This is a genomic window from Staphylococcus sp. 17KM0847, assembly GCF_013463155.1.
Taxonomy (GTDB): Bacteria; Bacillota; Bacilli; order Staphylococcales; family Staphylococcaceae; genus Staphylococcus.
Map to the genome: position 1 here is coordinate 955,359 of NZ_CP040781.1, position 14,434 is coordinate 969,792.

The 14,434-nt window shown below is 36.4% G+C and carries 18 protein-coding genes and 1 pseudogene; all 19 read left to right on the top strand.

All coding sequences use genetic code 11. The annotated features are described in order from the left end of the window. Nucleotide 1 precedes the first annotated feature (1 nt). The 19 genes and pseudogenes from udk to FGL66_RS04590 all read left to right on the top strand — a co-directional run bounded on the left by udk (nucleotide 2) and on the right by FGL66_RS04590 (nucleotide 14,298). Nucleotides 2-628: a uridine kinase gene (gene udk / locus FGL66_RS04500; RefSeq protein WP_180810395.1), complete on the top strand. Its 627-nt coding sequence runs from the start codon at nucleotides 2-4 to the stop codon at nucleotides 626-628. Nucleotides 629-650: 22 nt separating this feature from the next. After that, the gene (gene greA, locus FGL66_RS04505; RefSeq protein WP_180810396.1) at nucleotides 651-1,127 is read left to right on the top strand and encodes a transcription elongation factor GreA; all 477 of its coding nucleotides are present in this window, start codon (nucleotides 651-653) and stop codon (nucleotides 1,125-1,127) included. 465 nt (nucleotides 1,128-1,592) lie between these two features. Next, nucleotides 1,593-2,324, top strand: a complete 732-nt coding sequence (gene pxpB, locus FGL66_RS04510) for a 5-oxoprolinase subunit PxpB (RefSeq protein WP_180810397.1) — start codon at nucleotides 1,593-1,595, stop codon at nucleotides 2,322-2,324. Next, nucleotides 2,314-3,339, top strand: coding sequence for a 5-oxoprolinase subunit C family protein (locus FGL66_RS04515; protein ID WP_180810398.1), 1,026 nt, complete (start codon nucleotides 2,314-2,316; stop codon nucleotides 3,337-3,339). Before pxpB ends, FGL66_RS04515 begins: the two co-directional genes overlap by 11 nt. After that, nucleotides 3,330-3,767, top strand: a complete 438-nt coding sequence (locus tag FGL66_RS04520; protein WP_180810399.1) for an acetyl-CoA carboxylase biotin carboxyl carrier protein — start codon at nucleotides 3,330-3,332, stop codon at nucleotides 3,765-3,767. The genes FGL66_RS04515 and FGL66_RS04520 overlap by 10 nt, the downstream gene beginning before the upstream one ends. A gap of 13 nt (nucleotides 3,768-3,780) precedes the next feature. Next, entirely contained in the window at nucleotides 3,781-5,145 is a 1,365-nt protein-coding gene (locus FGL66_RS04525; RefSeq protein WP_180810400.1) for an acetyl-CoA carboxylase biotin carboxylase subunit, read from the top strand. After that, entirely contained in the window at nucleotides 5,138-5,899 is a 762-nt protein-coding gene (gene pxpA, locus FGL66_RS04530) for a 5-oxoprolinase subunit PxpA (RefSeq protein WP_180810401.1), read from the top strand. The genes FGL66_RS04525 and pxpA overlap by 8 nt, the downstream gene beginning before the upstream one ends. Nucleotides 5,900-5,902: 3 nt before the next feature. After that, entirely contained in the window at nucleotides 5,903-7,141 is a 1,239-nt protein-coding gene (locus FGL66_RS04535; RefSeq protein ID WP_180810402.1) for an NRAMP family divalent metal transporter, read from the top strand. A 165-nt stretch (nucleotides 7,142-7,306) separates the two neighbouring features. Then, nucleotides 7,307-7,993, top strand: a complete 687-nt coding sequence (gene mtnN, locus FGL66_RS04540) for a 5'-methylthioadenosine/S-adenosylhomocysteine nucleosidase (protein WP_180810403.1) — start codon at nucleotides 7,307-7,309, stop codon at nucleotides 7,991-7,993. A gap of 72 nt (nucleotides 7,994-8,065) precedes the next feature. Further along, nucleotides 8,066-8,593, top strand: a complete 528-nt coding sequence (locus tag FGL66_RS04545) for a YqeG family HAD IIIA-type phosphatase (protein ID WP_180810404.1) — start codon at nucleotides 8,066-8,068, stop codon at nucleotides 8,591-8,593. A gap of 2 nt (nucleotides 8,594-8,595) precedes the next feature. After that, on the top strand, nucleotides 8,596-9,696 hold the full coding sequence (gene yqeH / locus FGL66_RS04550; RefSeq protein ID WP_180810405.1) for a ribosome biogenesis GTPase YqeH: 1,101 nt from the start codon (nucleotides 8,596-8,598) through the stop codon (nucleotides 9,694-9,696). A 13-nt stretch (nucleotides 9,697-9,709) separates the two neighbouring features. Further along, nucleotides 9,710-10,513: a shikimate dehydrogenase gene (gene aroE, locus FGL66_RS04555; protein ID WP_180810406.1), complete on the top strand. Its 804-nt coding sequence runs from the start codon at nucleotides 9,710-9,712 to the stop codon at nucleotides 10,511-10,513. 22 nt (nucleotides 10,514-10,535) lie between these two features. Next, the gene (gene yhbY, locus FGL66_RS04560; RefSeq protein ID WP_180810407.1) at nucleotides 10,536-10,829 is read left to right on the top strand and encodes a ribosome assembly RNA-binding protein YhbY; all 294 of its coding nucleotides are present in this window, start codon (nucleotides 10,536-10,538) and stop codon (nucleotides 10,827-10,829) included. Next, entirely contained in the window at nucleotides 10,829-11,398 is a 570-nt protein-coding gene (gene nadD / locus FGL66_RS04565) for a nicotinate (nicotinamide) nucleotide adenylyltransferase (RefSeq protein WP_180810408.1), read from the top strand. Before yhbY ends, nadD begins: the two co-directional genes overlap by 1 nt. Next, nucleotides 11,391-11,974: pseudogene (gene yqeK, locus FGL66_RS04570) on the top strand (bis(5'-nucleosyl)-tetraphosphatase (symmetrical) YqeK). The gene nadD and the pseudogene yqeK overlap by 8 nt, the downstream one beginning before the upstream one ends. Continuing rightward, the gene (rsfS, locus tag FGL66_RS04575) at nucleotides 11,975-12,331 is read left to right on the top strand and encodes a ribosome silencing factor (protein WP_180810410.1); all 357 of its coding nucleotides are present in this window, start codon (nucleotides 11,975-11,977) and stop codon (nucleotides 12,329-12,331) included. Next, on the top strand, nucleotides 12,331-13,056 hold the full coding sequence (locus FGL66_RS04580) for a class I SAM-dependent DNA methyltransferase (protein ID WP_180810411.1): 726 nt from the start codon (nucleotides 12,331-12,333) through the stop codon (nucleotides 13,054-13,056). Before rsfS ends, FGL66_RS04580 begins: the two co-directional genes overlap by 1 nt. A gap of 49 nt (nucleotides 13,057-13,105) precedes the next feature. After that, nucleotides 13,106-13,762 carry a ComEA family DNA-binding protein gene (locus tag FGL66_RS04585; RefSeq protein ID WP_180810412.1) on the top strand — a complete coding sequence of 219 codons (657 nt, stop codon included), beginning with the start codon at nucleotides 13,106-13,108 and terminating at the stop codon, nucleotides 13,760-13,762. Nucleotides 13,763-13,833: 71 nt separating this feature from the next. Beyond that, nucleotides 13,834-14,298, top strand: coding sequence for a ComE operon protein 2 (locus FGL66_RS04590; protein ID WP_180810413.1), 465 nt, complete (start codon nucleotides 13,834-13,836; stop codon nucleotides 14,296-14,298). Nucleotides 14,299-14,434: the final 136 nt, after the last annotated feature.

Sequence of the window (14,434 nt, forward strand, 5' to 3'; positions counted from 1 at the left end):
TATGACGCCCACAACGATTATCGGTATTGCAGGTGGCTCAGGTTCTGGTAAAACTTCTGTCACAAATAAGATTATGAATAATTTACAGGGTCATAGTGTTGCGCTCATTGAACAAGATTACTATTATAAAGATCAGTCACATTTAACATTTGATGAACGTTTGGAAACCAATTATGATCATCCATTCGCATTTGATAATGATTTATTGATTCAGAATTTGCAGGATTTATGTGCAGGTTATGAGGTGGAAGTGCCAACGTATGATTATTCAAATCATACACGAAGTGATAAAACCATTGCATTTCAACCTAAAGATGTTATCATCGTAGAAGGTATATTTGCGCTTGAAAACGAAGCATTACGCAATATGATGGATGTTAAAATATATGTTGATACAGATGCAGATTTACGTATTCTTCGTAGATTATTACGAGATACAAAAGAGCGTGGACGTACAATGGATTCTGTTATTGAGCAATATTTAGGCGTTGTTCGACCTATGCATAATCAATTTATCGAGCCAACGAAAAAGTTTGCAGACATCATCATTCCAGAAGGTGGTAGTAATAAAGTAGCAATTGATATTATGACTACTAAAATCCAAGCGCTTGTTCAAAAAAAAGATTAAATTAATAAAAGGAAGATGGCATATGGAAAATCAAAAACAATACCCTATGACACAAGAAGGGTTTGAAAAATTAGAAAAAGAACTTGAAGAACTTAAAACGGTTAAAAGACCTGAAGTTGTTGAAAAAATTAAAGTCGCACGCAGCTTTGGTGACCTATCAGAGAACTCTGAGTACGATGCGGCAAAAGATGAGCAAGGCTTTATCGAACAAGATATTCAACGCATCGAAACGATGTTGCGTCATGCATTAATCATTGAAGATACAGGCGATAACAATGTTGTTCAAATTGGTAAAACAGTTACTTTTGTAGAGTTACCGGGAGATGAAGAAGAAAGTTACCAAATTGTCGGTTCGGCAGAATCTGATGCTTTTAACGGTAAAATTTCAAATGAATCACCAATGGCACAAGCTTTGATTGGCAAACAGTTAAATGAAGAAGTTCGTGTTCCATTACCAAATGGTGGAGAAATGAATGTAAAAATTACGGATATTAAATAATAGCAATACTCAGAACTACTAAAGATTTTAATGTATCTTTAGTAGTTTTTTTAGTTCTATTAAGGTGGAGACGCTGCGATATAATTTTGTTCATTTTCACAAAATTATATCGTGTCAAGAAATTATATTGATCGAGATGATGAATCAATGGAAGTTATAAAACGTTAATATCGCATAATAAATAGTATAGAAATACGACTTATTAAGAAGGTTGATATGATGTTATTTCATCAAAGAAAAAGATGATGAGAAGGCTTAATATTGCTATTTTACAATAAAATTATGACAGAACAACATACATTGAATATTCATTGCTCATTTAATGTTATTTCTTTTCCGTATTTTATATATTAAAGAAAAATGATATTTCAACAGCTTATTATTATAGACAAACATTGAATTGTCAGCCTAAAACAATAATGATAAAATTAAGCGGTGTAAGGGTTTTCTGAAAGGGGGATGAAGATGGAATTTAAGCAAATTAGTGAACAAGCGTTCATGATTTATTTTGATGCTGTTATCGATGAAGAAACATTTAATGAAGTGAATGTTGTTTCTGACTATCTTAAAACATTAGATGAACCATATATTAAAGAAGTTGTACCGTCTTATCGAGCAATTTTGGTTTATTTTGATGGCATGGCTATTACGTACGATGCGTTGTTAGAGACGTTAAACTTAACAGCATTGACACGTACGTCAACAACACAAAATAGATCACGGCGTATTGTTAATATTCCTGTTTTATATGGTGGTAAGTGGGGACCAGATTTAGAATATGTTGCAGAACATAATCAATTATCAGTAGAGTCTGTGATTCGTTATCATACGGAAAGTTACTATCTTGTGTATATGATTGGTTTTATGCCGGGATTTCCATTTTTGGGAGGTCTTGATACACATATTCATACACCACGTAAAGCAGAGCCACGTCTTCAAATACCAGCAGGTTCTGTTGGAATCGCAAACAATCAAACAGGTCTTTACCCTGCGGACTCACCGGGAGGTTGGCAGATTATTGGACGTACACCGATTGATGTTTTTGATTTAAATCGGGATCCAAAAATACTATATCAGCCGGGTGATAAAATTAAATTTTATGCCATTAATGAAGAACAATTTTTACATATTCAGAAGTATGTGGAGAAAAAGTTGTTAGACTATGATGAATGGGTGAGGATTAGTTATGAGCATTAAAATCATGAAGTCAGGTTTATTTACAACTGTTCAAGATTTAGGACGTTTTGGTCATCAATCAGAAGGTTTTTCACCAGCGGGCGTAATGGATCGTCCAAGCTATGAAATATTAAATGCTTTGCTAGAGACAGATCATCAACCTGCATTAGAAATAACGATGATAGGACCTAAAATCAAATTTTTGTCACAAAATTTATTCGCTATCGCTGGGGCTCAATTTTCTGCGACATTAAATGGTGAATCTATTCCACATCAAACGGTTATTCGCGCAGAATATGGTGATATATTAGACTTAGGTACGGCTTTAGAGGGTGTGCGTGCTTATGTAGGGTTTGCAGAAACTTTAGATATTCCAATGGTTGAGGGGAGTTATGCGACCCATACGCGAACGAGAGTCGGTGGATATAAAGGGCGTGTACTCAAAGATAACGATATCATTCCGACTCATCCCAGCAATATAGATATGAGTTTAATCGGGCGTTCTAGTGATTTTAGGAGTTTTAGTGTAGCAGGGGATTTGCCCATAGGTATTATGGATGGCCCACAACTTGAATCCTTTTCAAGACGTACAATAGCTGAAATAGAACACATTGAATTTCAAGTGTCGGAAAGTTCAGACCGGATGGGGTATCGTCTCAAAGGTGAACCGATTAAACCAATGGAGAGTGCAGATATCATCTCTGAACCCGTAGCACTAGGGAGTGTTCAAGTTCCGAAAGATGGCAATCCGATTATCCTCCTAAATGATCGTCAAACGGTTGGAGGTTATACCAAAATTGGAACAGTCATTGATAGTGATATTGTTGATATTGTGCAGAAAAGACCGGGAGATACTATTAAGTTTGAGTGGGTGACATTTAACGAAGCAAATGAGATTTTAGCACGTAAAGGGCGAAAATTAGAAGATGCCAAAGAAAAGTTAAAACGTTATCCTAAGCGCTATTTAAAAGATATTCGACCAACACAACGAAAAATTAAAAGTGTATTAAAAGGAGATAGCATACCATGGACTTAAAACAAATCGAACAAACATTAGCTTTATTAAAAACATATGGTGCAAAACACTTTAAATATCGAGATGATGAGTTGGAGTTAGAATTAGATATTCCAACATCACAACAAAATAATGATTATGCGATTACACCAAGAGTACCCGATGTAGAAACGCCTCAAGCCGCTGCTGTACAAGAAGAGGAGGCTGCAACTTATAAAGAAGTGCGCTCTCAAATGATTGGTACTTTTTATTTGCAAGATGAAAAAGAATTGACGAAACCTGTGATTAAAGTAGGGGACCATATCAATAAGGGAGATATTATTGGTTATGTTGAAGCGATGAAAGTGATGAATGAAGTAACATCTGACGAATCCGGTGAAATAGCAGAAATACTTGTGGATCACGGTGAGAATATTGAACATCATCAAGTCATTATCAAATTGAAGTAAGGGGGATATGCAGATGTATCGAGTATTGGTCGCCAACAGAGGTGAAATAGCTGTACGTATTATTCGTGCGCTACGTGAAATGAATATGGAATCCGTTGCAGTCTATGCAGTTGGAGATGAAGAGAGTTTACACGTTAAATTAGCAGATTATGCAGTATGTATTGGGAATGCCAATCCTTTAGATAGCTATCTTAACATTCGAAACATTTTATCTGCGGCTGAGATTACAAATGCCAATGCCATTCATCCTGGATATGGTTTTTTATCTGAAAGTCCCGTTTTTGCGGAGAAAGTTGAGAGTGAAGGACTTTACTTTATCGGACCAACGAAAAAAACAATGGAGTTAATGGGTGACAAAATCACAGCACGTCAAACAGTTGATGAAGCGGGAGTACCGATTATCCCCGGTTCTAAATCTTCTGTTGAGTCCGTAGCCGAAGTCAAAGCATTGGCAGAATCTCTAGGATATCCACTTGTATTAAAAGCCGCAAGTGGTGGAGGCGGTAAAGGTATACGTATCGTTAAAAATGAAGGGATGTTAGAACAAGCTTTTAAAGAAGCCAAAAGCGAAGGGAATAAATATTTTAACGATGATCGTGTTTATGTTGAAGCATTTATTCCGGTAGCCAAGCATGTTGAAGTACAAGTACTCGGTGATGGTTCAACGCACTTTATTCATCTTGGAGAGCGTGATTGCTCGGTACAGAGAAAAAATCAAAAATTGATTGAAGAATCACCATGTAGTGCATTAACGCATGAAAAACGTGAGAAAATGTGTAATGATGCAGTGAAAGTTGCACGTGCCGCTCATTATCGAAGTGCAGGCACAATCGAGTTTTTAGTGACTGAAGATGCATATTACTTTATCGAAATGAATGCACGTATTCAAGTTGAACATACCGTTACAGAAATGCGAACAAATATTGATTTAGTACGTCAGCAGCTATTAATTATGCAAGAAGGTGAGCTTAAGCTACGACAACAAGATGTTCCTTTTGAAGGTCATGTTATTGAGGCGCGTATTAATGCAGAAAACCCGGAACAAGCTTTTCGACCAACACCTGGAACAGTACAAAGATTACATTTGCCACAAGGTTTTAATGTGCGTATTGACTCATTATTATATAGCGGGTATACTGTTTCCTCGTACTACGATTCTCTTGTAGCAAAAGTTATTGTTAAAGGTGATGATAGAGCACATGCAATCAACAAGTTGAAAGTGACATTAGATGAAATGATCATCGATGGATTTACAACAACAGCAGACTTCTTATATGCAGTGTTATCTTATCCTCCTTATTGTGAAGGGGATGCAAGTGACGTAGACATTAAGTTTTTAGAGAGACATGACATTATCAAGGGGGCTAACCATGGTTAAAGTAGATTTGAATTGTGACTTAGGCGAAAGCTTTGGTAGTTATAAAATGGGCAATGACGAAAAAGTCTTACCATTGATTACATCTGCAAATGTGGCGTGTGGTTTTCATGCTGGTGATGAAAATGTTATGGCAGAAACTGTAAAGCAAGCAAAAGCAAATGGCATCAGTATTGGTGCGCATCCGGGGTTTCCAGATTTAAAAGGGTTTGGACGTCGAAATTTAGATATGTCACGAGATGAAATTTATAATATGATTATTTATCAAGTTGGTGCGCTAAAAGCCTTTTGTGATATTTATGATGTATCATTGAATCACGTTAAACCACACGGTGCATTGTATCAAATGGGTGCGAGAGATCGCGATATTGCCCGTACTATCGCGCAAGCAGTTTATGCTATTGATTCAAATATCTATTTAGTGGGATTGTCCAATTCGTTGTTGTTAGAAGAAGCTCAAAAGGTCGGACTTCCAACAGCGTCTGAAGTTTTTGCTGATCGCCGTTATGAAAGAGACGGTCAGCTCGTAAGTCGAAAAAAATCAGGAGCATTAATAGAAGATACAACAGAAGCGATACATCAAGTAATACGCATGGTCACTGAAGGGAAAGTGACAGCAATTACTGGTGAAGACATCAATATCTCTGCTGATACGATATGTGTTCATGGGGACGGGGCACATGCATTAGAGTTTGTTAAACAGATCAGAGAGAAACTATCGGAGGTCAATGTCGATATTGTCAAAATAGGGGGTTAATGAATGAAATCTAATTCAAATAAAATTGAAAATCCAGGTGAGTTTAAGTTTACAAAAGCGCACAAAAGGTTGTTGCTAGGTTCGGTCTTTTTGATGGCAACATCGGCGATTGGACCAGCATTTTTGACACAAACAGCAGTATTTACAGAACAGTTTTTGGCGAGTTTTGCTTTTGCCATTTTATTATCGATCATTATTGATATCGGAGCACAAATTAATATTTGGCGTGTACTTGTCGTAACAGGTTATCGAGGTCAAGAAATAGCTAATGAAGTTGTTAGAGGATTGGGAACATTTATTTCAATCTTAATCGCAATCGGTGGTTTAGCTTTTAATATCGGTAACATAGCAGGTGCGGGGTTAGGTTTAAATGCCATTTTCGGTATTGATGTACGTGTCGGTGCTGCGATTACAGCTATTATTGCTATTCTTGTATTTGTATCTAAAAATGGTCAGAAAGCAATGGATTTTGTCACGATGCTATTAGGTTTACTCATGATTGGTGTTGTAGCATATGTTATGGTTCAGTCCAATCCACCGTATGCAGATGCAGCGAAGCATATGGTCTTACCTGAAAATCCAGCTGCACTTGTTCTACCTATTATCACTCTAGTTGGTGGAACGGTAGGTGGTTATATTACTTTTGCAGGTGCACATCGTATTTTAGATGCTGGTATCAAAGGGAAAGACTATTTGCCATTTGTCAATCGTTCAGCGATTACAGGGATTTTAACAACAGGCGTTATGCGTGGTTTGCTTTTCTTAGCAGTTCTTGGTGTGGTTGTAACAGGGGTGACGTTAAACCCAGATAACCCACCTGCCTCTGTATTTGAACATGCAATTGGACCGATAGGCAAAAATATTTTTGGTATTGTATTATTTGCTGCGGCTATGTCTTCAGTCATTGGATCAGCATATACAAGTACAACATTTATTAAAACGTTGCACAAAAAGTTAAACAAATTTGATAACTATGTTGTCATTGGATTTATCTTAATTTCAACATTGATTTTCTTATCTATTGGAAAGCCTGTTAAATTATTGATTATAGCCGGTGCGTTAAATGGCTTGATTTTACCCATTACATTAGGAACAGTACTTATTGCGTCTAAAAATAAACGTATTGTTGGCGATTATCAACACCCAACATGGATGTTGCTTTTTGGTATTGTTGCGGTGATCGTAACATTGTTCACTGGCTTTTTCGCATTCCAAGGGCTTGCACAACTTTGGAACCAATAAATTGAATTTTTACAAGTAAGCCGAGACTTTTAAAAGGTCTTGGCTTATTTGTATTTTAAGGCGTATTTAAGTTTTTGTGTGAGGTGAAGCGATGAGATATGTTAAAATAACAGCAACAATAGAGGATATACATATTATAAATATGAAATTAATGGAGGAAGAGATATGATTGCAATTATTGGCGCAATGGAAGAAGAAGTTGCATTATTAAAAGGACAACTCTCAAACTTAAAAGAAACACAAGTTGCACATACACGTTTTTATCACGGCACACTTGCAAATAAAGAAGTAGTATTATTGCAAAGTGGGATTGGTAAGGTAAATGTTGCCATATCAACAGCGTTATTAATTCATATGTTTAATCCGGACTACGTGATTAATACAGGGTCAGCCGGTGGATTACAATCAGGATTAAATTTAGGCGATGTTGTTGTTAGTACACATGTATCCTATCATGACGCTGATGCTCGAGCATTTGGTTATGAGATGGGACAAATCCCTGGAATGCCGTCTCAGTATCAAGCGGATGAGACACTTATTCAAGCGGTTCACCGTGTATTGCAATCCTTAAACCAAAACGCTATGGATGGTTTAATTGTATCTGGGGATAGTTTTATCGGGACAGATCAACAGCGTACAGCTATTTTAGAATATTTTCCTCATGCAATTGCTGCAGAGATGGAGGCAGCAGCAGTCGCACAAACGTGTTTTCAATTTGATAAACCGTTCATTGTTACCCGCGCAATTTCAGATCTTGCTGATGCTCAGGCAAGTATGACGTTTGATGAATTTTTAAAAGTTGCGTCCAAATCATCGAGCGAGATGGTTTATGAGCTTGTTAAAGAACTCTAATCCGTTGTATTTTCTTGTGTGAAACTTGTGGTATAATAGCAAGAATGAAGTTATTTAAAATGGAGGCACGACATGGGGATTTTAAAGCGATTATTTTTGCCCAATCAATATGTAAAAGATATTCATGAAATTGATTTTCAGATGTTAGAACAGCGTAATATTAAAGGTGTAATCACAGATTTAGATAATACACTTGTGGGTTGGGATGAAGCAATGCCCACACCTAAAGTAGAACAATGGTTTAAAAAATTAGATGAACGTGGTTTTAAAGTGACGGTCGTATCAAATAACAATGAGCGCCGTGTTAAGTCATTTTGTCAGAGTTTGAAGGTAGATTATATTTTCAAAGCACAGAAACCAAGAGGAAAATCACTGCGAAAAGCTACAGACCATATGGGTTTACAACGTAGTCAAGTTGTTGTTATCGGCGATCAGATGTTAACAGATGTTTTTGGTGGTAACAGAAGTGGTCTTTATACAATTATGGTTGTTCCTGTCAAAAACTCAGACGGACTTGCAACAAAGTTGAATCGACTTATCGAACGTCGCATTTTGAGCCATTTCAAACGTAAAGGCTACATTCAATGGGAGGAGTCTTAAATATGACTGATCGTTTAAAATGTATTGGCTGTGGTGCAATATTGCAATCGGAAGACGCTAATGCAGCAGGTTATGTACCACAATCCAGTTTACATAAAGAAGATGTTATATGTAAACGCTGCTTTCGTTTGAAGCACTATAATGAAGTGCAAGACGTTGGAATGGATAGTGATGACTTTTTAACATTACTAAATGGCTTATCAGATAAGCAGGGTATTGTTGTCAACCTTGTTGATGTGTTTGACTTTGAAGGATCATTTATCCATGCCATTAAACGTATTGTTGGAAATAAAAAAATCATTTTAGCAGCAAATAAAATAGATTTATTACCCAAACAAATCAATAAGCGTCGTGTTACAGAATGGTTGAGACGCTCTGCTAAAGAATATGGCTTATATCCAGAAGATGTTGTGTTGTTATCTGCTACTAAAGGTTATGGTATAGAAGATTTGATGCAAGCAATCGAGAAATATAGAGCGGCTCAAGATGTATATATTGTAGGGACGACAAATGTAGGTAAATCAACGCTCGTCAATCGACTTATTGAAGAAAGTGTCGGTGAAAAAGATGTCATCACAACTTCAAAAGTACCGGGCACGACTTTGGATATGATTGATATTCCGTTAGATGAGCAGAGTTATATGTATGATACACCCGGTGTGATACAAGCACATCAAATGACACACTATGTCACTACAAAAGAACTGAATACAATTATGCCTAAAAAAGAAATTAAACAACGTGTATTTCAGTTAAATGAGCAGCAGACATTATTTTTTGGTGGGCTTGCACGCATTGACTATATAAGCGGAGGCAAGCGGCCATTGATATGCTATTTCTCTAATGAATTGCATATTCATAGAACTAAATTGGAAAAGGCAGATCAACTCTGGCAAGAACAAATAGGTGGATTATTAGCCCCTCCATCACGACCTGAGCATTTTGATTTTGAACGATTAAAACGTGTTGAACTGCAAACGCAAAGCGGTAAACAAGATGTTATGATTTCGGGATTGGGCTTTATTACGATAGCAGAAGGTGCAGAAGTTGTTGTCACAGTACCTGAAAATGTAGATGTAACTTTACGACCATCAATTATGTAGGAGTGTGAAGGGTATGAAGTTTGCTGTAATCGGGAATCCCATTAGCCATTCATTATCACCGTTAATGCATCACGAAAACTTTAAAGCATTAAAATTGAATGCGCAATATGAAGCTTTAAACATTCCACCTGAACATTTTCATCATATTCGAGATATTATTCAGGCACATGCTTTAGATGGGTTTAATGTGACTATTCCACATAAAGAACGGATTATCCCTTATCTTGATGCGCTGTCTCCAGAAGCAGAGGCAATAGGTGCAGTGAATACAGTAGTAGTGTCGGATAACCAGTGGGTGGGTCATAATACGGACGGTATTGGTTTTGTTAAAGGTTTAGAACAGCGCTACGGCAATTTGGACAATGCACGTATACTTATTATCGGTGCTGGTGGGGCGAGTAAAGGTATTGCCTATACACTTACACAAAAGGCAAGATATCCTATTGCAGTCGTTAATCGTACGATGTCGAGGTTTGATGATTGGCAATTTGATATAGAAAAGCACCATTTATCAGAGTTAGAACAGATTGCAGGCCAATTTGATATTATTATTAATACAACACCTGTTGGCATGAACAATGTAGAAGAAAGTGTCGGTGTATTGAATGCATTAAAAGAAGATGTGTGGGTATGTGATATTATTTATATACCAGCACAGACCGCTTTTTTAAAGCAGGCAGCTGATCAAGGTTATCAAACATATAACGGTTTAGATATGTTTGTGTATCAAGGTGCAGAAAGTTTTCGAATATGGACAGGGCAAGAAGCGAATATTGAAGCGATGCGTCAAATTGTAGAGCATCGTTTATATCAATAGTAAAATGATATAGGAGGTCATTATGACATTAACAGGTAAGCAAAAACGCTTTTTAAGAAGTAAAGCGCATCATATCGATCCGATTTTTCAAATTGGTAAAGCAGGCATCAATGAAAATATGGTGATGCAAATTGATGAAACTTTAGAAAAGCGAGAGTTGATTAAAATTCATGTTTTACAAAATAATATGGATGATAAGTCTGAACTAGCAGAAATGCTTGTAGAGCAAACGGGTAGTCACCTTGTACAAGTTATTGGTTCTATGATTGTATTGTATCGTGAATCAAAAGAAAATAAACAAATAGAGTTACCATAATGAAGAAACGCATCGTTATTTATGGAGGGCAGTTTAATCCGATTCATAGCGCGCATGAGATGATTGCAAGTGAAGTGAATGCAATGCTTCAACCAGATGACTTTTATTTTATGCCAAGTTATATGTCCCCACTCAAAAAAAATGACACTTCTATTGCAGTTCAAGATCGATTAGCTATGATTCAACTTGTGATCGATAATCTAGGATTTGGTACATTGCGAACAGATGAAATCGAGCGTAAAGGACAAAGCTATACCTATGATACGTTAAAAGCATTATATGATGAAGTACCAGATGCAACACTCTATTTCGTTATTGGAACAGATCAATATGATCAACTAGATAAATGGTACCAAATTAAAGCGCTCAAACAGATGGTGACATTTGTTGTTGTAAATCGGGGACATACCGTTTCAACAACAGATCCAGCCATCCAAACGATAGCTATTCCTGAAATGGCTATTAGCTCGACAGAAATAAGGCAGCGTTGCAAAGATAAGAAAACCATTCATATGTGGGTTCCACTAAATGTTGAAAAATATATTAAGAGGATGGGATTATATGGATAAACAATTTGCGATAGAACTTGTTGAACAAAAGTTACCTAAAAAAAGATATAAACATTCTTTAAGGGTAGCTGAAACAGCAGTGAAGTTAGCCGAGTTATATGAAGGGGATAAAGAAAAGGCAGAACTTGCGGGAATATTGCATGACTTTTGTAAATATGACGATTTAAGTTATTTATATCAACAAGTCACAAAATATCAATTAGATTCAGATTTATTGAGCTATGGGTCTGAAATTTTGCACGGTCCTATTTGTGCTGTTGTGATGAAAAACGAATATGGCATATCAGATGAAGAAGTATTACAAGCCATTTATTATCATACGACAGGACGTAAGCAAATGACGAAAACAGAAAAATTAGTATTTATTGCTGATTATATCGAACCCAAGCGTGAAATACCGGGTGTTGAAGAAATACGTGAAATGGTTTATAGTGGCAAAGGCTTGGATCGTACAATTTATGAAATATCCAAAAGAACTGTATTGTATTTAGTAGGAAAGGATATTAGTGTTTATCAGCCTACTATTGATTGCCTCAATTATTATAATTTAAATGAAACAAATTAAAGGATGATTAAATGAACGCACAAGAATTATTGCAATTAAGTGTTAAAGCAACAGATGATAAAAAAGCCGAAGATATTATTTCGATTGATATGCGTGGTATTTCGGATATTGCAGATTATTTTGTAGTTTGTCACGGAAATAATGAAAGACAAGTACAAGCCATTGCAAAAGCAGTCAAAGATGAAGCTGAAGCACACCAAATCCATGTAAAGCGTATGGAAGGTTATGATGAAGCACGATGGATTTTGCTTGATTTGGCAGATGTTGTTGTTCATGTATTTCACAAAGATGAACGTGGTTATTATAACCTCGAAAAATTATATCAAGATGCAGAAATATTAGGGTATCATGAAGTGAGCAAAGCCTAATGTCATATCAAACATTAAGCCACTTTTACGATCAATTAACAGATGATCAACCCTATGAACAATGGCAAAATATAATACAGCATTTTTTACCCACTTCTCGTGCTAAGCGAGTACTTGATATAGGTTGTGGAACAGGGACGTTAACGACAATGTACACTGCTTTTGCAGATGATATTTATGGTATGGATTTGAGTGAAGACATGATTCATCTTGCACAACAAAAATCAAGTGATGTGACATGGTGTATAGGAGATATGACTGATTTTAATTTACCAACAACATTTGATTTGATTACTATTTTTTGTGATTCACTCAATTATGTCACAGATGAGGCAGATGTGTTAGCTACTTTTAATCATGTATACCATCATTTAAATCGTGATGGTATACTCATGTTTGATGTGCATACCGTTCATAAGATGCTCGCTCAATTTAATGGAGCCGTTTACTTGGATGATAGAGAACATCTGACATTGATTTGGCAGACAGAGCCGGGTGATTTGCCATATAGTGTCTGGCATGATTTAACTTTTTTTGTTAATCATGAGGGAACAGATGATTATCGGCGTTATGATGAGACGCAATTTCAGCGTACACTTGACAAAGAAATTTACACACAAATGTTACAGTCTATCGGTTTTAGAAATATCACAACTTTTTATGACTTTGAACCACAATGTCAAAGCGAAGAAAGTGACCGTTTATTTTTTATCGCAACTAAATAAAAGTAATCTTCCTCCTTTATACGTGTAGATGTGTAAAGGAGGTTTTTATATGTCATTTTTAGATCAATTACAAGCGTGGTATTATCAAAATCGTATGGTTGTTTGTATCGTGGGTGTCATTATTATGATATTGGTAGCTTTATTGATGTTTTTTCAGCATCCAAGCGCTAACGAGTCAGAGGATGAAAAACAATCACTTGTTGAAACGCCTTCACAACAATCCACTTCAACATTACACCAGCGAGCAGCAGATAAACAGCAACCTTTTCCGATTATTGTAGATATTAAAGGGGCGGTTAAGCGACCGAACACGTACAAAATGATGTCGGATGATCGTGTGAAACAACTATTAGATAGAGCGATTCCATTACCTTCAGCGGATTTATCGCAAATTAATCTTGCAGAGAAGTTAATAGATCAAAAAATGATTCGTATTCCAGCTAAGGGAGAACAAAATAGTATCAATGCAACGGTAACAACAGCGACATCTCCAAGTAGTACCAATACGACAACTGAGCCGATTAATTTAAACATTGCACAACTGTCAGACTTAACAACTGTACCGGGTATTGGCCCTGCCAAAGCAGCAGCTATATTAACATATAGGGACGAAAAAGGACAATTTCAATCCGTAGAAGAACTAAAAGAAGTGAAAGGTATTGGAGATAAAACGTATGAAAATTTAAAAAGTTATTTTACAGTGTAATGACGAGTGTCGCTAGTTTGTTTATTAGAAATCAGTTATAATCAAGGAAATAAGTGTGTGGGGTGAAACCAATGGAAAGAATTCAATGGGATGAGTATTTTATGGCACAATCGCATTTGTTGGCATTGCGTTCTACTTGTAAACGTTTGTCAGTAGGGGCGACAATCATCAAAGACAATCGTATTATTGCCGGAGGATATAATGGTTCCGTTGCAGGAGAAGTACATTGTACAGATGAGCAATGCTTGTTAGAAGATGGGCATTGTATTCGTACGATTCATGCTGAGATGAATGCACTATTACAATGTGCCAAACAAGGGGTGTCGACAGATGGTGCAACAATTTATGTAACGCATTTTCCTTGTGTGAACTGTACGAAATCAATTATTCAAGCAGGTATTAAGACGATTTATTACGCCCGAGATTATCATAATCATGCTTACGCCATTAAATTATTAGATCAATCAGGTGTTAAGTATGAGCGGGTACCATTTGACCCACAACGTATCGCGAATTATATTTTGGATACACAATGATTTATATCTTAATCGCTTATATTTTAGGACAACTGGCTTATCATCATACCTTAACCTCTCTATTTATCGCGAGTCTTATGTTTATAAGTATGATGATAAAGCATTATCGTGTTTTGTTTATCTGTTTGGTGTTGTT

Coding starts and splice junctions, on each gene's coding strand:
- mtnN (WP_180810403.1), top strand. CDS start 7,307: ATGATTGCAATTATTGGCGCAATGGAAGAAGAAGTTGCATTATTAAAA.
- FGL66_RS04535 (WP_180810402.1), top strand. CDS start 5,903: ATGAAATCTAATTCAAATAAAATTGAAAATCCAGGTGAGTTTAAGTTT.
- FGL66_RS04515 (WP_180810398.1), top strand. CDS start 2,314: ATGAGCATTAAAATCATGAAGTCAGGTTTATTTACAACTGTTCAAGAT.
- FGL66_RS04520 (WP_180810399.1), top strand. CDS start 3,330: ATGGACTTAAAACAAATCGAACAAACATTAGCTTTATTAAAAACATAT.
- yhbY (WP_180810407.1), top strand. CDS start 10,536: ATGACATTAACAGGTAAGCAAAAACGCTTTTTAAGAAGTAAAGCGCAT.
- pxpA (WP_180810401.1), top strand. CDS start 5,138: ATGGTTAAAGTAGATTTGAATTGTGACTTAGGCGAAAGCTTTGGTAGT.
- rsfS (WP_180810410.1), top strand. CDS start 11,975: ATGAACGCACAAGAATTATTGCAATTAAGTGTTAAAGCAACAGATGAT.
- FGL66_RS04585 (WP_180810412.1), top strand. CDS start 13,106: ATGTCATTTTTAGATCAATTACAAGCGTGGTATTATCAAAATCGTATG.
- FGL66_RS04590 (WP_180810413.1), top strand. CDS start 13,834: ATGGAAAGAATTCAATGGGATGAGTATTTTATGGCACAATCGCATTTG.
- FGL66_RS04580 (WP_180810411.1), top strand. CDS start 12,331: ATGTCATATCAAACATTAAGCCACTTTTACGATCAATTAACAGATGAT.
- aroE (WP_180810406.1), top strand. CDS start 9,710: ATGAAGTTTGCTGTAATCGGGAATCCCATTAGCCATTCATTATCACCG.
- pxpB (WP_180810397.1), top strand. CDS start 1,593: ATGGAATTTAAGCAAATTAGTGAACAAGCGTTCATGATTTATTTTGAT.
- FGL66_RS04525 (WP_180810400.1), top strand. CDS start 3,781: ATGTATCGAGTATTGGTCGCCAACAGAGGTGAAATAGCTGTACGTATT.
- udk (WP_180810395.1), top strand. CDS start 2: ATGACGCCCACAACGATTATCGGTATTGCAGGTGGCTCAGGTTCTGGT.
- yqeH (WP_180810405.1), top strand. CDS start 8,596: ATGACTGATCGTTTAAAATGTATTGGCTGTGGTGCAATATTGCAATCG.
- greA (WP_180810396.1), top strand. CDS start 651: ATGGAAAATCAAAAACAATACCCTATGACACAAGAAGGGTTTGAAAAA.
- FGL66_RS04545 (WP_180810404.1), top strand. CDS start 8,066: ATGGGGATTTTAAAGCGATTATTTTTGCCCAATCAATATGTAAAAGAT.
- nadD (WP_180810408.1), top strand. CDS start 10,829: ATGAAGAAACGCATCGTTATTTATGGAGGGCAGTTTAATCCGATTCAT.